The sequence below is a fragment of the Flavobacterium soyae genome (assembly GCF_021245985.1).
GTDB classification, from domain to species: Bacteria; Bacteroidota; Bacteroidia; order Flavobacteriales; family Flavobacteriaceae; genus Flavobacterium; species Flavobacterium soyae.
Window position 1 is genome coordinate 163,311 of the sequence record NZ_JAJQXA010000002.1, and the last position, 24,984, is coordinate 188,294.

Annotated in this window: 21 protein-coding genes; 3 read left to right on the plus strand and 18 right to left on the minus strand. The window is 32.7% G+C overall.

Annotated features, from left to right (window positions below; all coding sequences use genetic code 11):
- Positions 1-128 precede the first annotated feature (128 nt).
- Positions 129-1,784, minus strand: coding sequence for a M1 family metallopeptidase (locus LUU93_RS03235; RefSeq protein ID WP_232678198.1), 1,656 nt, complete (start codon positions 1,782-1,784; stop codon positions 129-131).
- 116 nt (positions 1,785-1,900) lie between these two features.
- On the opposite strand from LUU93_RS03235, the gene LUU93_RS03240 reads away from it, so the two are divergent.
- A complete protein-coding gene (locus tag LUU93_RS03240; protein WP_232678200.1) occupies positions 1,901-2,599 on the plus strand; it encodes a carbohydrate-binding family 9-like protein in 699 nt (232 codons plus the stop codon).
- A 176-nt stretch (positions 2,600-2,775) separates the two neighbouring features.
- Here LUU93_RS03240 and hisIE read toward each other — a convergent pair whose 3' ends face one another.
- The 10 genes from hisIE to LUU93_RS03290 all read right to left on the minus strand — a co-directional run bounded on the left by hisIE (position 2,776) and on the right by LUU93_RS03290 (position 13,197).
- On the minus strand, positions 2,776-3,372 hold the full coding sequence (gene hisIE / locus LUU93_RS03245) for a bifunctional phosphoribosyl-AMP cyclohydrolase/phosphoribosyl-ATP diphosphatase HisIE (RefSeq protein WP_232678211.1): 597 nt from the start codon (positions 3,370-3,372) through the stop codon (positions 2,776-2,778).
- 97 nt (positions 3,373-3,469) lie between these two features.
- On the minus strand, positions 3,470-4,225 hold the full coding sequence (hisF, locus tag LUU93_RS03250) for an imidazole glycerol phosphate synthase subunit HisF (protein WP_232678222.1): 756 nt from the start codon (positions 4,223-4,225) through the stop codon (positions 3,470-3,472).
- A gap of 85 nt (positions 4,226-4,310) precedes the next feature.
- On the minus strand, positions 4,311-5,033 hold the full coding sequence (gene hisA / locus LUU93_RS03255; RefSeq protein ID WP_232678224.1) for a 1-(5-phosphoribosyl)-5-[(5-phosphoribosylamino)methylideneamino]imidazole-4-carboxamide isomerase: 723 nt from the start codon (positions 5,031-5,033) through the stop codon (positions 4,311-4,313).
- 123 nt (positions 5,034-5,156) lie between these two features.
- The gene (gene hisH / locus LUU93_RS03260) at positions 5,157-5,738 is read right to left on the minus strand and encodes an imidazole glycerol phosphate synthase subunit HisH (RefSeq protein ID WP_232678226.1); all 582 of its coding nucleotides are present in this window, start codon (positions 5,736-5,738) and stop codon (positions 5,157-5,159) included.
- A 68-nt stretch (positions 5,739-5,806) separates the two neighbouring features.
- Positions 5,807-6,943 (minus strand): bifunctional histidinol-phosphatase/imidazoleglycerol-phosphate dehydratase HisB, encoded by a 1,137-nt coding sequence (gene hisB / locus LUU93_RS03265; RefSeq protein WP_232678228.1) that lies wholly within the window; start codon positions 6,941-6,943, stop codon positions 5,807-5,809.
- Between the two features lie 369 nt (positions 6,944-7,312).
- A complete protein-coding gene (gene hisC / locus LUU93_RS03270; RefSeq protein ID WP_232678238.1) occupies positions 7,313-8,362 on the minus strand; it encodes a histidinol-phosphate transaminase in 1,050 nt (349 codons plus the stop codon).
- A 116-nt stretch (positions 8,363-8,478) separates the two neighbouring features.
- Positions 8,479-9,762, minus strand: a complete 1,284-nt coding sequence (gene hisD, locus LUU93_RS03275) for a histidinol dehydrogenase (RefSeq protein WP_232678240.1) — start codon at positions 9,760-9,762, stop codon at positions 8,479-8,481.
- Between the two features lie 200 nt (positions 9,763-9,962).
- The gene (gene hisG / locus LUU93_RS03280; protein WP_053471449.1) at positions 9,963-10,820 is read right to left on the minus strand and encodes an ATP phosphoribosyltransferase; all 858 of its coding nucleotides are present in this window, start codon (positions 10,818-10,820) and stop codon (positions 9,963-9,965) included.
- Positions 10,821-11,124: 304 nt separating this feature from the next.
- Complete coding sequence (locus LUU93_RS03285; RefSeq protein ID WP_232678242.1) at positions 11,125-12,531, minus strand: sensor histidine kinase; 1,407 nt, start codon at positions 12,529-12,531, stop codon at positions 11,125-11,127.
- Positions 12,532-13,197 (minus strand): response regulator transcription factor, encoded by a 666-nt coding sequence (locus tag LUU93_RS03290; protein WP_232678260.1) that lies wholly within the window; start codon positions 13,195-13,197, stop codon positions 12,532-12,534. It abuts the gene before it with no gap.
- A 202-nt stretch (positions 13,198-13,399) separates the two neighbouring features.
- Between LUU93_RS03290 and LUU93_RS03295 the strand changes: the two genes are divergently transcribed.
- Complete coding sequence (locus LUU93_RS03295) at positions 13,400-15,490, plus strand: LTA synthase family protein (RefSeq protein ID WP_232678271.1); 2,091 nt, start codon at positions 13,400-13,402, stop codon at positions 15,488-15,490.
- A gap of 410 nt (positions 15,491-15,900) precedes the next feature.
- Here the strand turns inward: LUU93_RS03295 and LUU93_RS03300 are convergent, their stop codons facing one another.
- Positions 15,901-16,899, minus strand: coding sequence for a zinc dependent phospholipase C family protein (locus LUU93_RS03300; RefSeq protein WP_232678273.1), 999 nt, complete (start codon positions 16,897-16,899; stop codon positions 15,901-15,903).
- A 324-nt stretch (positions 16,900-17,223) separates the two neighbouring features.
- Between LUU93_RS03300 and LUU93_RS03305 the strand changes: the two genes are divergently transcribed.
- Positions 17,224-18,024: a hypothetical protein gene (locus LUU93_RS03305; protein ID WP_232678275.1), complete on the plus strand. Its 801-nt coding sequence runs from the start codon at positions 17,224-17,226 to the stop codon at positions 18,022-18,024.
- A gap of 1 nt (position 18,025) precedes the next feature.
- On the opposite strand, the gene LUU93_RS03310 is transcribed toward LUU93_RS03305, so the two are convergent.
- From LUU93_RS03310 to LUU93_RS03335, 6 genes are all read right to left on the minus strand, one after another.
- Positions 18,026-18,991 carry a YeiH family protein gene (locus LUU93_RS03310; protein ID WP_232678277.1) on the minus strand — a complete coding sequence of 322 codons (966 nt, stop codon included), beginning with the start codon at positions 18,989-18,991 and terminating at the stop codon, positions 18,026-18,028.
- A gap of 74 nt (positions 18,992-19,065) precedes the next feature.
- Positions 19,066-19,962: a LysR family transcriptional regulator gene (locus LUU93_RS03315; RefSeq protein ID WP_232678279.1), complete on the minus strand. Its 897-nt coding sequence runs from the start codon at positions 19,960-19,962 to the stop codon at positions 19,066-19,068.
- Positions 19,963-20,204: 242 nt separating this feature from the next.
- Positions 20,205-22,232 carry a hypothetical protein gene (locus LUU93_RS03320; RefSeq protein ID WP_232678280.1) on the minus strand — a complete coding sequence of 676 codons (2,028 nt, stop codon included), beginning with the start codon at positions 22,230-22,232 and terminating at the stop codon, positions 20,205-20,207.
- A 127-nt stretch (positions 22,233-22,359) separates the two neighbouring features.
- On the minus strand, positions 22,360-23,106 hold the full coding sequence (gene fabG / locus LUU93_RS03325; RefSeq protein ID WP_232678282.1) for a 3-oxoacyl-[acyl-carrier-protein] reductase: 747 nt from the start codon (positions 23,104-23,106) through the stop codon (positions 22,360-22,362).
- Between the two features lie 165 nt (positions 23,107-23,271).
- The gene (locus LUU93_RS03330; RefSeq protein ID WP_232678284.1) at positions 23,272-23,544 is read right to left on the minus strand and encodes a hypothetical protein; all 273 of its coding nucleotides are present in this window, start codon (positions 23,542-23,544) and stop codon (positions 23,272-23,274) included.
- A gap of 84 nt (positions 23,545-23,628) precedes the next feature.
- Complete coding sequence (locus tag LUU93_RS03335) at positions 23,629-24,975, minus strand: DUF4302 domain-containing protein (protein ID WP_232678287.1); 1,347 nt, start codon at positions 24,973-24,975, stop codon at positions 23,629-23,631.
- Positions 24,976-24,984: the final 9 nt, after the last annotated feature.

Consider the following 24,984-nt stretch of genomic DNA (forward strand, 5'->3'; position numbering starts at 1 on the left):
TGAAATCAATCTGTAACAAATGTAAACATTCGAATTAAGATTTCTAAAATTTTATGATTTCTTCATCAAAAAACAAACCCAATAAACTATCCAATTTATTGGGTTTCAATTTTAATTATTTCCGAAGTTTAATTGGTGATATTAAATTCTGTTACGTAAAAGTTTTTATCAACAGCCAAAGTTGATTTATCATCCTTTACATTTTCTGCTTTCCAGTCTGTTGTTGGTTTTAACCATGTTTCAACACCGTTTATAGTAACTTTTAAAGGAAGATCAAAATTCTCTACACAATTAATCCAGTGATAAACCAATTTTTGATTTTTAATATAATATTCAAAAGTTGGAACCTGAGCCGTTCTTAAATACTGGTCAAAAACCGGACTGAAATTAATTCCGGACTCTTTACTTATATAATCTTCAATTTGCTTTGTAGTAACTGTTTGATGGTAAAAAGTTTTATTCATTCCTCTCAAAATCGATTTGAATTTTGCATCATCATTTATAACCTGACGAATCGTATGAATTATATTCGCCCCTTTTGGATACATATCGCCAGAACCTTCAACATTTACATCATAATAACCAATAATTGGTTTTTTATTGGTAATCACTTTTCTAATTCCTCTTATATATTCATTTGCAGCGTCTTTTCCGTAATAATACTCAATAAAAAGCGATTCAGAATAAGTTGTAAAACTCTCATGAATCCACATATCTGCAATGTCTTTATATGTAATATTGTTGGCAAACCACTCATGTCCGGATTCATGAATAATAATATAATCAAATTTTAATCCCCAGCCTGTTCCGCTTAGATCGTTTCCCTTATAACCATTTTGATAGTCATTTCCGTAAGTCACAGAACTTTGATGTTCCATCCCTAAATACGGAACTTCAACTAATTTATAGCTGTCTTCGTAAAACGGATAAGGTCCAAACCAGTTTTCAAAAGCTTTCAGCATTTTTGGTGCATCCTGAAAGTGTTTTTTAGCAATTTCAAGGTTATCTCTCAAAACATAATAATTACAGTCTAAATCGCCTTTTTCTCCTTTAAACTTTTCAGAGAAATTAACGTAATCTCCAATATTAATATTTACTCCATAATTGTTAATTGGATTCGAAACATACCAATTAAAGGTTTTCGTTCCGTCTTTTTGTTTTTTAACGCTTTGTAATCTTCCGTTAGAAACATCAGTCAAATGTCCCGGAACATTCACACTGATCAACATATTTTCCACTTCATCATACATATGATCTTTACAAGGCCACCAAACACTCGCTCCTAAACCTTGACAAGATGAAGCAATGAAATCTTTTCCGTTTTTATCTTTCTGCCATGTAATTCCTCCGTCCCACGGCGGTCTAACAGCTTCTTTAGGCACTCCGCCAAAAGAAATTATAATTTCCTTAGTTTCGCCAACTTTTTGATTTTCAGTTAAAGTAATGAAAAACGCATTTCCGTCTCTTTCAAATTTTAATTCTTTTCCGTTTTGCATTACTTTCGTAATGTTCATAGGTTCCTGCAAATCGATCTGCATTTTATTATTCTCCGTTAAAACAGTATAACGAACCGTATTTGAGCCAGATATAGTTCTATCCGCAGGATTTACTTTTATATCCAGATGATAATATTTTAAATCCCACCAGGCTCTTTCTTTTGTAATGCTTCCGCGTAAAGTATCCTGATGTGTAAAAACCGTTTCAGACTTATTCATAAGTCCTTGAGCATTGGCAGCAAAACCAATTAGAAAAGCTATTATAACACTTCCAACGTATTTTTTCATTATAAATTAAGTTTTTGAATTAGTTATAATATTAGTATAAATTTTTATTTTTTTGTTACAGATTTGTATTCCTATACAGTATTGTTTTTTTATTTTAGCTAAAATTTACCAGTTTTATGAAATATTGTTCTTTTTTATACCTTTTGACATTCCTGTATTCACTAAATAATTATTCCCAGACATTTCCTGTTCATAAAACAAGCGAGAAAATAATGATTGACGGAGATTTAACCGATTGGAAAACACCTTTTTTAGGTCCGTTTGTAGTTCATAATTCAAGCGAAAAAGCAACACAAAATACAATGGTTTCACTTTCGTGGAATGATGAAAACCTTTATATCGCTTATCATTCCGTAGATTCGAAAATAGTTGGAAAGTCTCAGAAAAAAGATTCAAAGATCTATGAAGCTGATGATTTAGTTGAAGTATTTATTGATCCGGATGGTGACGGAAAAAATTATCTTGAAATTGGTGTAAATGCTTTTTCTACCAATTATGATATGCTGATAAAATGTATTTCTCCTGAATGTGGAGGCTGGAAAACGACAATGAATTTTGATATAGAAGGATTAGAAGCTGTCAGCAAAATAACTCCTGAAGGTTTTGATACCGAAATTAAAATCCCTTTTACGAGCCTGGAAAAAATCGAAAACGGAAATTTCTTAAAGCCAAAAATTGGTACAAAATGGAAAGCTAATACTTTTAGAATTGATTACGGTAACACAACCGAATATCTTGCATTACAGGATTATAAAAGTTTAAGGTTTGGTTTTCATCACCCGGAAGAATTTGCGGTTTTTGAGTTTATGGAGTGAGTGTTGCGAGATGGCACACAGATGATGCTGATTCGCTATGCGAAAGTGCGGATTTATACGGATTTTTTTGTCATTTCGAGGAACGAGAAATCGCACTCGTTTATCGACAAAGATTGGAGATATCCTTTGCGGAATTTCTAGTGCGATTTCTCGTTCCTCGAAATGACAACTTTGTGTTACTTCTGGCGCTTTTTCAAAACATCAACAACATCATTCAATTGAAAACCTTTTGCCTGCAGTAAAATCAGATAATGAAAAAGCAAATCAGCGCTTTCGCTAAGGAATAAATCATCATTATCATCTTTTGCTTCGATCACCACTTCTACAGCTTCTTCACCTACTTTTTGAGCAATTTTATTGATTCCTTTTTCGAATAATGAAGCAACATAACTCTTCTCCGAATCGGCATTTTCTCTACGGATTTTGATTGTGTTTTCTAAATGAGAAATGAAACCATAATTTTCCTTGTTTTCCTCCTGCCAGCAAGTATCTGCACCCGTGTGACAGGTTGGCCCAACAGGTTTTGCCTGAATTAAAAGTGTATCTCCGTCGCAGTCATTTTTAATACTTACCAAATTTAAAAAATTGCCACTCTCCTCACCTTTTGTCCAAAGTCTTTGTTTGGATCGGCTAAAGAATGTTACTTTTTGTGTTTCTATTGTTTTTTGAAGCGATTCTTCGTTCATATAACCCAGCATCAAAACATTTTTTGTTTCTGAATCCTGAATTATCGCCGGAATCAATCCGTGTGCGCTTTTTATATCAATTTCCATTTTAGATTTTAGATTTTAGATTTTAGATTTTAGATTTTGATTCTCTGAAATCTTATTATTATAGATTTAATCTCTTTGTTCTTGTTTCTTGCTTCTTTTAAAGTCTAACTTCAATACCGTTACTCCTAAGCTCTTCTTTCAAAGCCTTTATCTCAATTTCTTTAAAGTGAAAAACGCTCGCAGCCAAAGCCGCATCTGCTTTTCCTTCTTTAAATGAATCTACGAAATGCTGTATATTTCCCGCACCGCCAGAAGCAATTATCGGAATATTGATTAAGGTTGATAATTTAGCCAAAGCTTCGTTTGCAAAACCGTTTTTAGTTCCGTCGTTATCCATTGAGGTGAATAATATTTCGCCGGCACCGCGCTCTGCAACTTCTATAGCCCAATCGAATAAATTTAGTTCTGTTGGGACTTTTCCACCTACTAAATGTACAATCCATTGTCCGTCAATTTGTTTGGCATCAATTGCCACTACAACGCATTGGCTTCCGAATTTCTGCGCCAAATCATTAATTAACTGCGGATTTTTTACTGCCGATGAATTAATCGAAACTTTATCTGCACCGTTATTCAGCAGAATTTCAACATCTTCAACAGACGAAATCCCGCCGCCAACGGTAAACGGAATATTGATTTTTTCCGCCACACTTCGTACCATATTAACCAGCGTTTTACGTCGTTCTTCGGTTGCCGAAATATCCAGAAAAACCAATTCATCTGCACCTTCAGCAGAGTAAATTTCTGCTAATTCTACAGGATCTCCGGCATCGCGCAAGTCAACAAAGTTAACGCCTTTTACGGTTCTTCCGTTTTTTATATCTAAGCAGGGTATGATTCTTTTTGCTAACATTTTTTTAATGTGTTAATGAGAAAATTTGATAATTAGATAATTTTCTGCGTTTGCTAAACAATTATCTAATTTTCTAATTGACAAATTATCTAATTATAAAGTTTTCTAGTTGCTTTAGTGTAATTCTTCCTTCGTAAATCGCTTTCCCAATGATTGTTCCTTCACAGCCTAATTCGGCTAATTTTGGTAATTCATCAAAAGTTGAAATTCCTCCCGAAGCTATTAGTTTTACTCCTTTTGCTTCTTCTAAAATTTTCCCGTAAAGATCAAAACTTGGGCCTTCAAGCATTCCGTCTTTGGCAATATCGGTACAAATAACATACTGAATCCCTTTCGTTTGATAATCCTGAATAAACGGAACCAAGTCTTCATTTGATTCTTCTAACCAGCCTGAAACAGCAATTTTTTCATCTTTTGCGTCAGCTCCTAAAATAATTTTATCTGAACCATATTCTGAAATCCATTTTTCAAAAATAGCTCTGTTTTTTACCGCAATACTTCCGCCAGTAATTTGATTTGCACCACTTTCAAAAGCAATTCTCAAATCATCATCCGATTTTAATCCACCGCCAAAATCAATTTTTAAGCCCGTTTGCGTTGCAATTTGTTCCAAGATCTTATAATTGACAATTTTGCTTGATTTTGCACCGTCTAAATCTACTAAATGGAGGTATTCAATTCCGTGTGCTTCAAATGATTTCGCTACTTCAAGCGGATTTTCGTTGTAAATTATTTTGGTATCATAATCACCTTTTGATAAACGAACACATTTTCCGTCAATGATATCTATGGCTGGTATTATTCTCATGTTTTGATATTTTAGATTTAAGAGTTTAGATTTTAGATTATTTTCTAAACTGATATTTTGATTGAAATTGATTTTTGATATTGCAATTGGAATTTGGAATTTTAAAAATTGGAATTTTAAAATTTACATTTTTAAGAAATTCTCTAAAATCTTCTCCCCAACTGCACCACTTTTTTCTGGGTGAAACTGAGTTCCGTAAAAATTATCTTTTTGTAAAGCCGATGCATATTCTAAATCGTAATTTGTTGTTGCAATGGCTTCTGCACAGTTTGGAGCATAAAAACTGTGAACCAGATACATAAATTCATTTTCTGGAATGTCTGCAAATAAATCTGATTTTAAGTTATAAATTTGATTCCAGCCCATTTGCGGCACTTTTACCTGATTTGAAAACTTTACAACATCAACATCAAAAATTCCTAAACCTTTTGTATTTCCTTCTTCAGATGAATTGCACATCAACTGCATTCCAAGACAAATTCCTAAAACAGGCTGTTTCAAATTCGGAATCAAACTGTCTAAACCGCTTTCACGAAGTTTCGTCATTGCTGAACTTGCTTCGCCAACTCCAGGAAAAATCACTTTATCTGCCGCCTGAATTTCTTCTGGATTATTACTTAAAACAGCTTTAAAACCCAATCTTTCAATAGCAAACATAATGCTCTGAATATTTCCTGCTCCGTAATTTATAATTACTATTTTCATTAAAAAAGCTTTAAGCTTTAAGCCGTAAGCTTTAGGCTTATTGCCTATTGCCTATAGCTTATAGCGTTTTACAACATTCCTTTCGTCGAAGGTAAAATCATTTTTTCGGTATCTCTTTTTACGGCTACTTTTATGGCTTTTGCGAAAGCTTTAAAAATGGCTTCGATTTTATGATGTTCGTTAATTCCTTCTGCTTTGATATTTAAATTGGCTTTTGCTCCGTCAGAAAATGATTTAAAGAAATGATAGAACATTTCAGTTGGCATTTTACCCACCATTTCGCGTTTAAATTCGGTTTCCCAAATCAGCCAGTTTCTTCCTCCAAAGTCAATAGCGGCTTGAGCTAAACAATCATCCATTGGAAGACAAAATCCGTAACGCTCAATTCCTAATTTATTTCCTAGTGCTTTCGCGAAAACTTCTCCCAAAGCAATTGCTGTATCCTCGATTGTATGATGTTCATCAACTTCTAAATCCCCTTTTACCAGAATTTCTAAATCCATTTGGCCGTGACGTGAAATTTGATCTAACATGTGATCAAAGAACGCAATTCCAGTGTCGATTTTGCTTTTTCCGGTTCCGTCAAGATTTAGATTGATATAAATATCCGTTTCATTTGTTTTACGAGTAATCGATGCTGAACGTGCTTCTAATTTCAAAAACTCATAGATTTTTTTCCAATCCATTGTCTGTAAAACGATTGTTTCGTTCAATTCTTCACGTTTAGATGAAATTTCGTTGCTTCCAATTCCGTCTGTATCGTTCATAAAAATAGCTTTTGCGCCAAGATTTTTAGCCAATTCCACATCTGTCAAACGATCTCCTAAAACAAAAGAATTCTCTAAATCATATTCTGGATTATTTAAATATTTGGTCAACAATCCAGTTCTTGGTTTGCGTGTTGGTGCATTTTCTTCTGGGAAAGTTCTGTCAACAAAGATTTCATCAAATACAACGCCTTCGTTTTCAAAAGCTTTTAAGATAAAATTCTGCGTTGGCCAAAACGTATTTTCAGGAAAACTATCAGTTCCTAGTCCGTCCTGATTGGTTACCATTGCCAGTTCATAATCTAATTCATTGGCAATTTTAGCCAGATATTGAAAGGCTTTCGGGTAAAACTCCAGTTTATCTAAACTGTCTAATTGGTAATTTTCAGGTTCTAAAACAATCGTTCCGTCACGATCGATAAAAAGTACTTTTTTCATGGTTTATATTTTTTCTGCCACAGATTAAAAGGATTAAATGGATTTTTCTTTTGCCACGAATTTGCTTCGCCTATTCGCTATCGCTCGAGTCACTAATTTTCACTAATTTAATTTCATCCACATTGGTGTAGTCCCTACGGGACAATTGTTGATGGTATTAATTCTTTTTTCTACCGACATTTAATCTCTACGAGATAATTCAATTAAAGAATTAGAAATATTTAATCTTTTAAAAGAACTCCGTTAGGAGTTAGATATCGGTAAAAAAAACTCCAAATGAATATTTGTCCCGTAGGGACTATACTTACTAAGAATCATCATAATAAATCCAACAAAAATAATCCGTTTAATCTGTGGCCTATATCTTTTTTACTTCAACAACTTTAATTCTCTAATTACAACAGCATTTTCTTCTTTTGTCCCAATTGTAAAACGAAGGCAGTTTTCACATAAAGGCTGTGTTGTTCTGTTTCGAATTACGATTCCTTTTTCGATTAATTGATTGTATCTTTTGTTCGCGTCATCCACTTTTGCTAGAATAAAATTAGCTTCTGTTGGATACACTTTTTCTACAAAATTAACTTCAAGCAAAACTTTAAGTAATTCTTCTCTCTGCTCAATAATAGAAGCTATTTCCTGTTTTATTTTTTCAGAATCTTTTAAACGTTCTTTTGCTCTTTTCTGTGTCAGTTCGTTTACGTTATATGGCGGCTTTATTTTGTTTAAAACCGAAATAACAGCTTCTGACGCATAACAGATTCCTAAACGAATTCCAGCCAAACCATACGCTTTTGAAAGTGTTTGTGTAATAATCAAATTTGGATATTCGTCAATTTCAATTAACCAGCTTTCTTTCTCCGAAAAGTCAATATAGGCTTCGTCAATAACCACTAATCCATTAAAATTTTTAAGCAGTTTTACCACGCTTTCATCAGAAAAAGAATTTCCGGTTGGATTATTTGGAGAACATAAAAAGATAATTTTTGTGTTTTCATCTACAGCTTCCAGAATCTTTTCAACTTGTGGCTGAAAATCATTTGTCAACAGAATTTCTCTGTTTTCAATTGCATTTATATTCGCCAAAACACTGTACATTCCGTATGTTGGCGGTAAAGTGATAATATTATCTGTTTTTGGTTCGCAAAAAGCTCTGAAAATCAAATCCAAAACTTCGTCGCTTCCGTTTCCTAACAAAATCTGACTTTGCTTTGTATTGTTATTTTTAGCCAAAATTGCCTTAACTGAATTCTGCTGTGGGTCCGGATAGCGGTTTACGCCATTTTGAAACGGATTTTCATTGGCATCTAAAAAAATCATTTCTGCGGTATCAAAATCTTCAAACTCATCTCTTGCAGACGAATACGGTTTTAAAGATTTTACGTTTTCACGTGTAATTGTATTTATATCGAAAGTATTCATTTTCTAAGTTTTGCTCCTGCAAGGTTTTCAAAACCTTGTAGGTATTATTGTTTAGCTTTTATAATCAGGATCAAATTTAAACCTGCAAGGTTTTAAAAACCTTGCAGGATTACCCTCTATTTTAATGATTGTAATCTAAGCGTTACTGCATTTTTATGCGCTTGTAAACCTTCGGCTTCAGCCATAATTTCAATCGCTTTTCCAATGTTTTGAATTCCTTTTTCTGATATTTTTTGAAAAGTCATCGATTTCATAAAACTATCAAGGTTTACACCGCTGTAATTTTTAGCATAACCGTTTGTCGGCAGCGTGTGATTAGTTCCAGATGCATAATCTCCGGCACTTTCCGGCGTATAATTTCCAATAAAAACTGAACCTGCATTTACGATTCCGTTACAGTAGAAATCATCATATTCAGAACAGATAATAAAGTGTTCCGGGCCATATTCGTTGATTAAATCTAATGCGATTTGATCAGTTTCGACATAAATTAATTTCGAATTTTCGATTGCTTTTATGGCGATGGCTTTTCTTGGAAGTACTTCAATTTGCGATTGAATTTCTTTTTCAACTTGGTCAATTAATTTTCTTGAAGTCGAAACTAAAATTACCTGACTGTCTGTTCCGTGTTCTGCCTGAGACAATAAATCTGAAGCTACAAAGGCTGGAACTGCTGTATCATCGGCTACAATTAACAATTCTGATGGGCCGGCCGGCATATCGATTGCAACTCCAAATTGTGTTGCCAATTGTTTTGCCACAGTTACAAACTGATTCCCAGGTCCGAAAATCTTATACACTTTTGGAATCGATTTTGTTCCAAAGGTCATTCCTGCGATTGCCTGAATTCCGCCTACTTTTAATATTTTAGTTACGCCGCATAAATTAGCAGCGTACAAAATTGCCGGATTTATTTTTCCTGTTTTATCCGGAGGCGAGCATAATACAATTTCTTTACAGCCTGCAATTTCAGCAGGAACGGCCAGCATTAATACTGTTGAAAATAAAGGTGCCGTTCCGCCCGGAATATATAATCCAATTTTTTGAATTGGTCTTTTTTCCTGCCAGCAATTTACACCTTCAATAGTTTCAACTTCTATTCTTTCTGTTTTTTGAGCGCTGTGAAACTTGTAGATATTGTCTTTTGCCAGTTGAATTGCTTCTTTTAATTCATTCGGAATCAATTCAATTGCTTCTTTAATTTCTTCTGCAGAAACTTGATAATTATCTAATGTAATTCCGTCAAAAATCGAAGTATATTTTGCTACGGCTTCATCTCCTTTTTTCTGAACTTCTCTGAAGATTTCTTTTACCGTAACTTCAATATCATCAATCGTTTGGGTTGGTCTTTTTAATATTTCAGACCAGGTATCTGGTTTTGGATTGTCTATTTTATTCATTTTATTTTTTGCTTTAAGCTTTAAGCAGCAGGCTTTAGGCTTTATTAACGTTGTGTTTATTTTACCGCAAAGTTCGCAAGGTTTTTTCTGTTCTTTGGCTTAGAAAACGATAAGTTCGCAAAGCTGTTGTCGAGAATTGGAATTTAATATTTTTTAAAGCTTAAAGCCTATTGCCTAAAGCCTATAGCGTGCAAAGCATATTAAAGAACCATTTTCTCAATTGGGCAAACTAAAATTCCTTCGGCCCCAACTTCTTTTAATTGATCGATTACGTCCCAAAAAGTGTCTTTGTCAATTACAGAGTGTACACTGCTCCAGCCTTCCTGCGCTAATGGCAGAACGGTTAAACTTCTTAAAACCGGAAGAATTTTTCCAACTGCATCGATTTTCTCATTTGGAATGTTCATCAAGATGTATTTTGAATTTCTCGCTCTTAAAACCGATTGTATTCTGAATTTTAAAGTATCGATGTGTTTTTGAATTTCCGGTGAAACTTTTGGCGAAACAGCCAAAACTGCTTCACTTTTCAGGATCACTTCAACTTCTTTTAGATTGTTTTTGAATAAAGTGCTTCCGCTTGAAACGATATCTACAATTGCATCGGCAAGACCAATGTTTGGTGCGATTTCTACAGAACCAGAAATTTGGTGAATATCTACTGTTAACCCGAAAGAATTGAAATATTCGTTAACTGTATTTGGGTAAGATGTTGCAATCCTTAAACCTGCTAAATCCTGTATAGAATTGTATTCAAAGGTTTTAGGAACAGCAACAGAAACTTTGCATTTTGAGAATCCTAATCGCTGTACAACTTCAATTTCTTTTCCTTTTTCTACTAAAAGATTGTCGCCAACGATGGCTAAATCTACTACTCCGTCAATCAAATACTGAGGAATGTCAGAATTTCTTAGATACAAAACTTCAAGAGGAAAGTTTGAAGCTTCGGCTTTTAACTGATCGATTCCATTGTTGATTGAAATACCACAGTCTTTAAGGATTTGAATGCTGTCTTCGTTTAAACGACCAGATTTTTGAATTGCAATTTTTAAAGTACTCATTTTTTAGTTTTTTTGCTGATTAATAGTTTGAGTACAAAGAATTGGAATTAAAAAACCCGCTTGATGTACTCAAACGGGTTTTAAAATATGATGATTTACATGCATACCATTAACACATCGCTTGAGAGCAATAATGAAAATGATGATGATGTAATTGATTTGAAATCATTGTTTGGTTTGTTTTATAATTCTTTGATTCGGTTGCAAATATACTAGTTAATTTCATAAAAAAGCAATTTTTAATATAACTTAACGATAGTTTATTGTTAAAAAAAATATAGAGAGCTGTTTTCATTGAAAATTTTCAATTTACGAAAACGTTTTCTAAATCCTTATTGAAAGCTAAAATTACTGTTGTCCCTACTCCTATCTGACTTTCGATTTTAAATTTAATATTAAGCAGTTCGGTAATTCTTTTTACAATTGACAAACCTAAACCAACGCCTTTAATTTCAGGATGTTCGGTGTAATTAGATCTAAAAAAAGGATTAAATATTGTTTCTAAATCTTCTTTTGCAATACCTATTCCGCTATCTGAAATTTTGCAGATTATTTTATCGCCTTCTTTAAAAAGTAAAATCGAAACTTCTCCAGCAGAATTTGTATACTTAACAGCATTTGAAATAATATTTCTAAGAATGGTTATAATTAAAAAATTGTCTGACTGAATGTAAAAGTCTGTTCCGGCATCAAATTTCACATCGAGTTTTTTACCTTTTATTTTCTCTGAATTCAGGGTTAAAACATCTAAAATTATAGCATTTAAATAAACATTTTCTGCATTTATATGTTGTTTTTGGTTATCGAATCTGGCCATTGTCAGAAGCTGATCTACGAGCATATTTAAATGATCGACTTCGTTTATACAATAGTTTATTTTATCCTCGTATTCTTTATTATCTCTGGGTTTACGTATAAGTACTTCAAGTGTTCCTTTAATAACTGTGAGCGGTGTTCTTAGTTCATGTGAAGCATCTGAGGTGAATTGTTTTTCACGTTCAATGGCATCTTCAATTCGGTTTAATAAATTGTTGATGGTTTTTGAAAGCGTATACAACTCGTCTCGTGTTTTAGGCAGCGGAATACGCGCTTTCAGGTTATCTTTTGTAATAATTTTTGAAGTATTTATTATGGCGTTTATTGGCTTAATACTTCTGCCTGCAAAAAATCTGGCTAAAAAGAATAACAATATTAAAATCGCTAAAAAGGACAAAACCATGATATCAAACAAATTGTTTAATACCATTTTAGAATCGGCCAGCGACATTGCGATAATTATATAGCCAATTTTTTTATTCTGAATATTTAATTCAACCTGAATTTGTCGAATGGCGTGATCTCCCATTTTGGTATCAAACAACTCGTAATTCCCAACAGAATCATGAAAATCAAGTGTTTGTGTTTTTAGATTAGGTGCTTTTTCAATGATTCCTTTATTCAAATCTAAAAATTCAACAAATACAGGATTTACATCAACAGTATTGTGTTCACGCTCTTCCCATTCTTCTTCATCAATAAGGATTACTTTGCCATTTTCAACTTTAATCTCTTTTAAATGGTTCTGAATTTCGACTTTAATATTTTCGTCAATGTGGCTGTAAACGGTATGTTTTACAATAGAATATATAACCGAAAAAACTACTAAAATCAATAAACCCGTGGTTATAATATAGTTTAAGGCAATTCTGTTTTTAAAGGAAAGCTGGTTCATTTATAAGTCATTAGCAATATAACCTACACTTCGGATGGTTTTAATATAGTCTTCTTCAATTTTTAATTTGAGCTTTTTACGAATAGCATTCATAAAAACATCAATTACGCCTGTATCGTATTCAAAGTTAATATCCCAGACGTCTTTTAAAATCTGATTTCGTGTACATACTTTTCCTTTATTTTGTATTAGATAGGTCAACAATTCAAATTCTCTTTGTGTCAAGGCTATTTCTTCATCATTTTTTAAAACTATATGTTTAGAAAGGTCAATTTTAATAGTCCCCAATGAAAGGGCTTCGCTTCCGCCCTTGTTTCTAAAATGAATTTTAATTCTTTCAACCAATTCTTCAAAACTAAAAGGCTTTTTAATATAATCATTTGCACCTGCCTTCAGGCCTTCTATAGTTTCCCGAACTGTATCTTTTGCTGTTAAAAAAATTATTGGTGTTTTTTGATCCTTGATCCTGATTGCTTTGCATAAGTCTAAACCATTGATTTTAGGAATCATCCAATCAAGCAAAATCAAATCAAATTTATGATTCTGAGTTAGTTCAAAAGCTTTTGAACCATCATTTGCGGTTGTAATTTTATACCCTTCTTCCCGCAGTCCCTGTTCTAAAAACTGAACGATTCCTAACTCGTCTTCAACAATTAAAATATGCATATGGTATTATTTTGATACAACATTAATGTCTCTTTTATATTTCAAAGATATAGCTTTTAAAGCTTAGAAACCACTAAAAATCACAACAATAAGTTAAAAAAATTAACCTTAAGCAAACATTAAGTATAGACTAAGTAAGGTAAAAGCGTAACTTCATCTATTGTTAATTAATCGAAATTAATTTTGCAGAAAATAAAATACCATGACTTCCTGCAAAAAAATTTCTCCGTTTTATAATCTGGCCATTTTCTATTTTTCTGTAAGTTTTATATTGAGAATTGTATTGATTTTTCATCCAATAACGCAAAGCTCATTTAATTTTTTAGAAAGTTTGAAAATTTTTGGTTTAGGATTAATTTCAGATTGTTTTGTTTTCCTGATTGCAGGTGTTTTTCTATGGCTGTATCTCATTTTCCTTTCAGAATCCAAATATAGTAAACCTTACGGTTATATTATTTTAGGATTGTTAACTGCGTTATTTCTCTATGCGGCTTCAGGAAAAAGCATTTTTGATGAATACGGAGGTGCTTTACCCAGAATTGTTTTGGTTTTTATAGGTTTAAAAACAATTTTATTTACAATTTTTCTTTTACTGCCAAAATACAGAGCGAGACTTAGATTTTGGCTCTTTTCATTTGTCGTTTTTCTATATGTTTTACTAATTCTGCAAAACGGATTAAGTGAATATTTCTTTTGGAATGAATTTGGCGTAAAATATAATTTCATTGCTGTTAATTACCTGATTTACACCAATGAAGTTATTGGAAATATTATGCAGTCTTATCCTGTAATTCCTTTATTTTCGGCTTTATTTCTAATAAGCGGTATTGTTACTTATTTTATTGTAAAAAATTCTAAGGATTACATTAATGAGATTCCGACTTTTACTGAAAAAGTAAAAATTTCTGCAGTTTACTGGCTCTTATTTGCTATTTCGCTTTTTGCGATTCCTGCTTTGGCAAAGACCGAAAACTCTAAAAATGTATTTGTAAACGAATTGCAGTCTAATGGGTTGTATAAGTTCTATTTAGCTTTTCAAAACAATAAGTTAGATTATTTTAAATTTTATAAAACACTGTCTAACCAGGAAGCTTTTAGTATTTTGAAAAAACAACTTCCAACTATTACCGGAGAAAATACAATTCAAAAAATATCCAGTGATTCTCTGGAGAGTCATAAAAATGTGGTTTTAATTACGATTGAAAGCCTAAGTGCCGATTTTATGAAAACTTATGGTAATCATGGAAATATAACACCGTTTTTAGACAGTTTGTCTCAAAAAAGCCTGCAGTTTACCAATTTGTATGCTGCCGGAAACCGAACTGTCCGCGGACTTGAAGCTGTTACCTTATGTCTTCCGCCAACTGCAGGAGAAAGTGTTGTAAAACGAGAAGACAATAAAAATAAATTTTCTACCGGAGCTATATTCAAACAAAAGGGATACAATGTAAAATTCATGTACGGCGGAGATGCTTTTTTTGATAATATGCAGGATTTCTATTCTGGTAATGGTTATCAAATTGTAGATAAATCTAGTTTTTCTCCAGAAGAAATAACATTTTCAAACGTTTGGGGTGTCTGCGATGAGGATATGTACAACAAAGCAATTAAAATTATGAATACTGAAGCAAGGCAGAACAAACCTTTCTTTAATCATATTATGACTGTAAGTAATCATAGGCCTTTTACGTACCCAAATAATAAAATTGATATTCCAGGCGATATTAAATCTCGTGACGGCGGTGTAAAATATACTGATTATGCTCTCAAAAAATTCTTTGATATGGCCCGAAAACAGCCTTGGTTCAACAATACAGTTTTTGTTATTGTAGCCGATCATTGTGCTTCGAGTGCAGGAAAAACAGAACTTCCGCTTGAAAAATACAGAATTCCGGCTTTTATTTATATGCCGAATGAAAAACCTGAAAAATGCAGTAAATTAATGTCGCAAATTGATCTTATGCCAACACTTTTTGGATTATTGCATTTTGATTATGACAGTAAATTTTTCGGACAGGATGTTTTAAAACCTTCCTATAAACCAAGGGCTTTTATTGCTACTTATCAGGATTTGGGTTTGATAAAGGATAATGTTTTAACTATTTTATCGCCTAAACAAGAGGTAAAACAATTTGCATTAAAATTAGATCCAAAAGATAGTGTTTCATCTGAATTTCAAATTGAGTATGATGAAACACCGCTAAAAAAGTACAAAATGGATTTGGTTAATGAAACGATTTCTTATTATCAATCTGCTTCGTTTTTGTTGAAGGAGAAGAAATACCAGAGATAAAGTTTTTAAATCTCAATTTTTTAAATTCCAAATTCCAATTTAAAAATTGCAGTTAATGGCACACAGATTTGGCGAATTTAAACAGGTTTTTATATTCGGCGTGAAATACTGGACGTAGACGCACTGCTGTGCGTCTCTACATGAATCGCGTTGTGTATTAAAATATACTAACATGGATTAATCGACATCAATTAATCGTAGAGACGCGCAGCAGTGCGTCTACACAATCTAAATCTACAATCTATAATCTGAGTCAAAATTTAATTCCAAAACTTGATTAACCGCAAAGAGCGCAAAGGTTTACGCAGGGCTCACAAAGAAAAAGCCTCAAATTCTAAATGAATTTAAGGCTTTTTAAAATATAATTTTCAAATCTGAAAACTGAAAACCGAGACCGGAAACTCTCTTATTTAATCATTCTGATTCTTCATTCCAAATAAATCTCCTTTTTGAAACAATTTCAAATCATCTTTTAAAGCCTGGTTATTTCTTTGTGTAACCTCTGGTGAATCTAAATCGCTTAGATCTGGTTTTCCGGCATTTACCCATGCTGTGTACCAAAAACTTGCAGTTGCAGTAATGGCTTTTTTCATTTGGTTTTCCACCATTCCGTTTAGCTGATCATTTAGTTTCTTTGCATATTCATCAGAGAAAATTGGAGTATTGTATTTGCTTTTTATCACTTTTCCATCTACATCCATTTTAAAAACTTGATTCTCAGGAGTTGAAGTTCTTAATTTTTTATCGATGTCTAATAATGGCTGCGCTAAACTGTGAGTATCATTTATCATATCCCAGATTGCTTTATGAACATCTGTATAATATTGTGCCTGAGGAACATTTAATTTATAATTTTTAGCAAATAATTCAGGAAGTCTGCTTTCCCAAAGAGAATGAATCCCTTTTTGGTCGCTCAATTGCCCGTCGTGATTTGCAGAAGTATGTAACGGCATATGTGCATCACCAATATAATGACCTAAATCTGCAGCAAGAAATAAAATTTCTGCTCTGTTTTTATCTTTAAAAGCTTTGGTTAATTTCACCATCATATCTTCAATATACCAAGGTAAAATTCCGTTATCATTTAGAAATTTAGCGTCGTATTTTTTCTTTGCGGCTTCCATTGTCTGCGGAATACTGTCAGCAGAACCAAAGTTTTCCATATCGAAATAATGTCTTGGATTTTCATCTTTGTAATTTAAAGCATACTTACGAATATCCGGAACAGAAGCTTCCTGAGTAATAAAATCAATGTGGTTGTAAAAGAAAACCTGAAGTTGCTGTGGCAAAGCCATTACAGCAGCTTTATTAATTCTTTCATGCCCTACAATTCCCCATGATAAAGTAAAAAAACCAATAACTAATGCAAATAAGGCAATTAATTTTGGTCTCATTTTGAAGTTTTTCATTTTGTTTTTGTTATTTGAAATGCAAATTTACCTTATTTGCAGATAATTTAAAAGATTACCTTTCAAGATTATGTTAATTTTATTTTTTGGAATTTTTGAACCATATAAGTAATATTAGTTTAACCCTTAATTATTTTTCTTTGTAAGTTTGTTTTAGAATTAAGTTTTATAAATATGCGCCATTTACATTTATTTTTTATACTCTTTTTTAGTTCTGTTTGTTTAGCACAGGAGGCTGACATAGAGTTAAAAAACATTAACGATACTATTTTAAATCCTAAGCGGGTTCTAAAAATACAAGATCCGCTCGATGCAGTAAAAACGATGCAAAAGTTGTTTCCCGGAAAATTATACAAACTTTCTGACCACAATACTTTTATAAGCTGGAATTGTAAAACTTGTAAACCTTTGCCTTTTATTGATGTTAATGGTGTTGAAGGTGATCAATTATTCCCTTATAGTGAAGGTGTGGCGACAAGACTTCTTGCCAATATTGATTATTCTGATTCGAAAGGGAACCAATTCAAAATTTTAGCTTTTAATCATTCTTATTACGATGCAGATGGTTTACAAACCGGACGTTTTTCTGGCGGTTTGTTAGGTTTGGCAAAATTTGCTAAGAATGGCAATGCTTGGGAAATGCGATCTTTTCAGCCTGCAGTTGCTGCTTTTGGAGCTTTTGCACAATGCCCAACACCAAAACTTATACAAATTGGTGAAGATCAATTTGCATTTACATTATTGCATGTAAATGGCGGTGCCGGCGGTCCTTTTGAAGGTTATTTTTATATTGTCGCTGGTTTTGATGGTAAATACCAGCCTATTCTCGAAGCTAATAATTACCAGTTAACCAATGTTTCAAGTGTAAAATGGTCAGGTTCTTATACGGTTATAGATGATGGTACTAAAAAACATTTTAGAGATATTATTATTAAAACCGGCGGATCATTCAGTAAAGCTGCAAAAGCTGATGATGAGTTTGAAGTTACGCCTCCAGAGGAAATCGCTGCAATGGCAAAAACTAAAAAATCATTTAATTTTGAGATCGAAAGACGTTTTTCTTTTAAGGGAAAATCATATAAATTGATTGGTAAGCCCGTTGTAAAGTTTTCTAATGTGAAATAATCTAGCTTAGAAAAACAATTGACGCTAAACTTAAACCTGCAATAAATACCCATAGAAAAACTCCCTGAAGCAAAGGCTTTACTCCTACTGATTTTAAAGTATTTATATTTAAAGCTGCTCCAATTAAAAACAATGTAATGGTTAAACCAATTTTAGCCAGATTTACAATATGCGGTGCAACAATCGATACTTGCGGAACGTAAGAATTAATAAGCATTGCTAAAACGAACAAACCAATAAAATAAGGAATCTTTATTTTTGAGTTTTTATTTTTGAAAATAACGGCTGTTAAAAGTGAAATTGGAATAATCCATAAAGCTCTGGCCAGTTTTACGGTTGTTGCGATTTGCAAGGCTTCTGCCCCGTATTTATTTGCTGCGCCAACTACAGAACTTGTATCGTGAATGGCAATAGCGCACCATAATCCAAAATCTTTTTGAGACAAATCAAGCTGATGTCCGATAAATGGGAAAACAAACAACGCAATTGAATTTAGAATAAATATTACGCCTAAAGCAATTGATGTCTGATTTTCATTTGATTTTATTACGGGAGAAATTGCTGCAATGGCACTTCCGCCGCAAATCGCTGTTCCGCATGAAATTAAATGCGATGTTTTTTTCTCGGTTTTCAACCATTTCCCTAAAAGGAATCCAAAGATAATAGTACTGAAAATTGAAAAAACAGTTAATACAAAACCTTCTTTTCCTACTGAAAAGGCACTTGATGCGTTCATTCCGAAGCCTAAACCTACTACTGAAAACTGCAGCAAAAATGTGATGGCTTTACTATTGAATTCGACAAAAGGATTTCCGAAAACATTCACGACTATAATTCCAAGTAATAATGCAATTGGTGGAGAAATTATCGAAAACAAACACAGTAAAATTACCACAGCAAAAATTAACTGTTGCAAGAAGTGATTTATTTCAAATAATTGAGATGCGGAATGTTGTTTCGTTTTCAAAATAGAGTAATTGATATTTACTCTGCAAAGTTCCGTTGATTAAATGGAATTCGCCAATCGTAAAATACAATCGACTATAACTTCAAGTTATAATGGTTTGCGATATTCTGAATAAACAACTCTGATAAAGGATCTGATTTTCCTAATAAAGTAATGATATAAAAATGTCTTTCTATTGCTAATTTCTCAACATCTAAAACAATTAATTCTTTGTTTTTCAATTCTTTGCTAACTGCATGAATGGACATAAAAGCAAAACAATCTGAATTTAATAAATAAGATTTTATGCTTTCTGTACTTCCTAACTGCATTTCGATTTGTAAATCTGAGAATTTTAAACCCACATTTTTAAGTGCAAATTCTATAACTTCAAGTGTTCCTGATCCACGTTCGCGGGTTATAAATTTCATTGATTTTAAATCATCTACTGAAATTTCATTTTGTTTTACAAATGGATTATTGCTGTTGCAGACTAAAACCAGTTCGTCTTTTAAAAACGGAATGTATTTTATAGATTGATTTTTTGATTGTCCTTCGACAATTCCAATTTCGATTTCTTTATTGATTAAAGCGTTTTCAATTTGTTCTGTATTTCCGTTTAACAAATTGACTTTTATGTCTTTTTGTTTTTGGTGGAAACGTGCCAAAACAGGAGAAATTATATATTGAGAAATTGTGGTACTTGCTCCTAGTCTCAATAATCCCTGACGTTCGCTGATAAAGGAACTCATTTCAAAATCGATTTCGCGGTAAATTTCGAAGATTTCTTTAGTATGTTTAAGCAGAATTTCTCCGGCTGGAGTTAAAGCGATTTTAGAACCGTTTCGTTCAAAAAGTTTTGTTTTGTAGGTTTCTTCGAGTTCCTGAATATGTTTAGAAACTGCCGGCTGGGTAATATACAATTCGGTTGCCGCTTTAGTAAAATTAAGACGGAGTGCAACGGTGTAGAAAACTTTTAGCCTGAAATCCATATTGTTATTTAATGTGAAACACAAATTTCACGAATTTACACGAATTAAATTTAGTATAGTCCCTACGGGACAAATTTATTTGATGGATCATATTTTTTCTACCGACCTAAAACTCCTAACGGAGTTTATCTAACAAAAAAAATTAAACGGCAAAATCTCGTAGAGATTAAATATCGGTAGCAAAACCAGCGTTTCAAACACAATTTTGTCCCGTAGGGACTTTATATAATAATGTATAAAATCTACAAAAGCCCATTATATTTCCTAACAAACCATTCCGCCGTTAATAAAGCCGCAATTAAAATCAATAACCAAACCCAGTCAATTATTGGAGTTTTGGTTGACACGTTTTTCTCGATTGATTTGTATTCTTTGTTTTCTAAAAGTGTATTTATCAGATCTTCTGCTTGATTTTCAAAGAAAGCTTTTCCGTTGGTTTGTAACGCCAATTGTTTCAGTTTTAAAACATCAGGATTTACAAATTGCTTTTCGATATCAAAATCTAAGATTTCAAAATGACTGGAATACGATGTGTTTGAATTTAATTCTTTTACGGTGAAATTATATTTTCCGGCTGTTAATCCTTCTAAATTTACGGAGAACGAATTATTTCCTTTTAATAAATCGTAGTTTTTAGCTTGTTTGGTTTCAGCATTTGTAACGGTAATTGTAAGTCTCGCTTTTTCGTCAAACTCATAATTTTTATTGAAGTATTGGGCGTTGATTACAATTTCTTCTCCAGAATTATAAAAACTTTCGTGTGTTACTACCAATGATTTTTTTGAAGTTGATGTTGCCAAAAACTGAATTATCTTATCTACAAAAACATCGTACTTTTCAAATGACTGATTGTCAATATGACTTTGCAAACGCCATTTCCAGCTGTTTTCTCCTAAAAGAAAAGCAGTTCGTTTTCCTTGATTTTCGGCGAAAGCCAATAAAGGCGCATTGGTAGAAACGTTTCTAATTTTTGAAGAAAGTAAAACAGAAACATTTCCGTTTGTTGAAATTGTTCCGAATGCATTTTGCAATGGCGGGAAGTTTTCAAAACCAATATTATCTATCGCAAACAAATTAAACTGCGATTGAAACTCTGATAAATAATCTTCAACTTGTCCGCTCATTTTGAAGATTAAATTGTTTTGCTGCTGGTTTAGAAAATTAAAATCGGTGTTGTTTCCGGTTATAATAAACGTATTTCTTCCGGCAGCTTTATTGTTGTCAAAAATTGGTTTGAAAGCATAAGTCGGCTGATATAAAACTAAAACCGAAGCTTCTTGTAACTGATTAATATCATTTGGTTTAACCAAGATTACTTTACGCTGCGCATTAACTTCTATTGAACGTTTTAAGGCCGCAATATCCGGGTGATTTATTGCCGAAACAATTGCAATCGTTGATTTTTGATCGATGATTTCGACGGCAAAATTCTTGATATTATTGTAGCTGTTTTTCTCTTTTGCGTTTGAAGAAATATTGGCTCTAAAAATCTGCAGCCCTACTTTATCTGCAGGTAAAAGCAGATTTAAAGTGGCTGTTTTTTTTGATGGAGAAAAAGAAACTTTCTCTTTTGCTACAACTGAATTTCCCTGCGAAATTGTAAAATCGGCAGTTGTGGCTTTGTCTCCGGCATATTGCAAAAAAACTTCAACGGGAAATTTATTTTTGTGGAATGCGTATTTGTTTACGTTAAGCTGATTTATTTTTAAATCAAAAAACGTGGTTGTATCTCCTACAACCAAAGGATAAACTTTATTGGCAGGATCGAATCTATATACGTAGTCGTTTCCTGTAGTTTGATTTCCGTCGGTAATAATAACGGTTGGGAAAGTCAGGTTTTTGTTGATGCTTTTTAAATTCTTGGCAACTTCGTCTAAATTGGTTTGTTTTCCTTTGAAATCAAATTTATCTGAGGTTTTAAATTCATCGTCAAACTGATATGACTGAATATCGAATTTTTCTTTTAAAGCTGGATTTGAAATTAGCTTTTGATATAATTCGACTGCTTTTTTATCTGATTTTAAAGCTGTTATCGAACTCGAATTATCGACTGCAATGGCTAATGGTGTTTTAGTTATTTCGAGCGAATTTTTAGAAATTATCGGGTTTATCAATAAAACCAATAATCCGAAAATAGCCAAAAAACGTAAAAAAGCCAAAAACCAAATCAGATTTGATTTGGTTTTGGCTTTATAAAAGTATTGAAAGTACGACAAACCACCCGCTATTACTAAAGAAAGTAATAATAATAAAATCGTGTTTGTAGTCATATTTTTTTAGTATTCAGTAATCAGTTTTTAGTGATCAGCATTAGAAAATCGAATTATAACAAATGTGTTCTCTTTATTATTATCAGACTATATTTACTGAATACTTAAAACTGAACACTGCAAACTATTAAGTAAGCATTCCTCCACAAACATTAAGGACTTGTCCGGTAATATAACTGCTCATATCTGAAGCTAAGAAAAGACAAGCGTTTGCTACATCTTCAGGGCTTCCGCCACGTTTTAACGGAATCCCTTCTCTCCATCCTTTTACTATATCTTCAGATAATTTTGCTGTCATTTCAGTTTCGATAAACCCTGGTGCGATTGCGTTACAGCGAATATTACGAGAACCTAATTCTAAAGCTACAGATTTTGTAAAACCAATTGCTCCGGCTTTTGAAGCAGCATAGTTTGTCTGTCCGGCATTTCCTGAAACTCCAACTACAGAACTAATATTAATAATAGAACCTGCACGCTGTTTTAAGAAAGTTTTTTGAATTGCTTTTGTCATATTGAAAACTGATTTCAGGTTAACATCAATAACCTGGTCAAAATCAGCTTCAGACATACGCATAAGTAAATTATCTTTTGTGATTCCGGCGTTGTTAATTAAAATATCAACTGTTCCAAAATCTGCTAAAACAGCATCAACAAAAGTCTGCGCTTCATTAAAATCGGCAGCGTTAGATTGGTAACCTTTTGCTTTTACTCCTAAACTATTCAACTCAGCTTCAAGAGCTTCTGCAGATGCAGCAGATGAACTGTATGTAAATGCTACGTTTGCTCCGTGTTTAGCAAAAACTTCTGCAATTCCTTTACCAATTCCGCGGCTGGCGCCAGTAATGATTGCTACTTTTCCTTCTAGTAATTTCATATTAAGGTATTCGTTTTTATTTTTTGAAATACAAATATAGAGTATTTGGGCGTTTAATAAAATTTGTAATACAAAATTTGGTTCAGAATTTTCTTTTTATTGTAAATAAAAAAACAGCTCAATAAATGAGCTGCTCCCTCCAAAATAAAAATCAAAACTAAATTTTTATATATGATTTTGATATGTTATAAAATACATAATTCCAAGAACCACAGCCATAATCAGCATTCTATAAATAGATGCCTGAAACTCTTTTGTTCCTTCTATTTTATCTTTTTTCTTTTGTTTTATAAAACTTGCAATCGCAAAAGGTATACTTATTATAATAGACAAGCATAAATAATATCTTGTATAATCCGGATAAAACCATGATACGGCCTGAAGTATTAAACCCCATAAAAAGAAAATAATATTTATTGGTGTAAGGTACTTTTTCATTGCTTTTTAGAATTTGGTTAGAAAAAAAACAGCTCAAAAAAATTGAGCTGCTTCCTCCAAAATAAAAATTAAAACTAAAAATTACTATAATTGATATGTTGTCATTCTAAAGTTAGTTGTAGGACTTGTAAGCGTATAAATGTTGTTTGAAAACGTAATTTTAAATGCTTCTTTTTTCAAGTAAAGTCCTGCCGTATTGAAGAATTCATCATCAAGTGCTTTTAAGTAAGCCGGAGCCGGGATATAAGCTGATCCATCATCCCATGAATCATGAGTCAGAATAATTCGTTTGTTTGTATCATCTGCACTTGTTGTAAAGTTGTGATAAACACTTGGTTTTCCTCCTGCGAAACGATATTGGATATAGTTACCAAAAGCTGAATTGAAATAAATTTGAATTCTAGTTATTTTTTGATTTGCCGGTAATGTAGCATTTACATTGTCAAATAACGTTTTAAAGTATGCAGAAGTTGTTGGTGCTGTATAAAGATTTGCAGTAATAAAACTTATAACCATTTGCGGCTGACCATTTAAGAAATTTTTATAGTCATCAGTAATGATTAAAGGTTTATTAGAATATTTAATTTCAGCCTTAACTCCACCAGTTCCTGTAGCTGTAAAACTTCCATCAGCATCATTATACACAAAATTTGATAATTTTTGTCCGCCAACTTCTACAGCCGGGCTTACAACAATTCCGGTTGGTGTGTACCCAACTCCCATATTGTAGCTGATAGAATATCCGCTTTCGATAGAATTTGATTCTGCAAAACGAGTTACTTCGCTAAAAGAAAAATCAAATTTGTGCGTTGTCGTACCATCTGTAGTTTCCAGTAATCTAAAAAGCGGTCTTTCATCGCTTCCTATTACGTTTTGCTCCATTACCAGATTCTGAGGCAGTTTTGCCCAATCATCGGCCGTTGCTTTTACAAAACGTATTTCTGTACCGTTTCTGTTTGCTTTAAAAATGATTTCTCCGTTTTCTTGTCCGTAATATAAAAACTGAAAGTCTCCTAAATATCCTTTGGCCCTTAATGCCGGAATTGGATAATTATCTGATTCTGATAAAAGGTGAATTCTGTTTTTTGTTGTAAAGGTTAAACTTACTGTACTTCCAAGCTGTATTGCATATTCACTTTTATATACATCAGTATCTGCATCAAAATCAGAAGCCATTTCTACAGTTCCGTCCTGAGCAAACTTAAACAAGTGTGTGTATCCTCCTAAAACTGTATTATCTGTAAAATAAACCGCCTTCCAGCCAAATTGTGATGAAAGCAGCGCAGTATTAAGTTCAGATTTTTGATTGTTTAAACGTGTTGTAGGCGTTTCGTCAAATAATTGATCGGCATCTGTATTATTGTTACAGGCGCATAAATGCAGTATCAAAATAGCTGCAAATAAATACTTATATATGTTTTTTATTTTCATGATACTTGT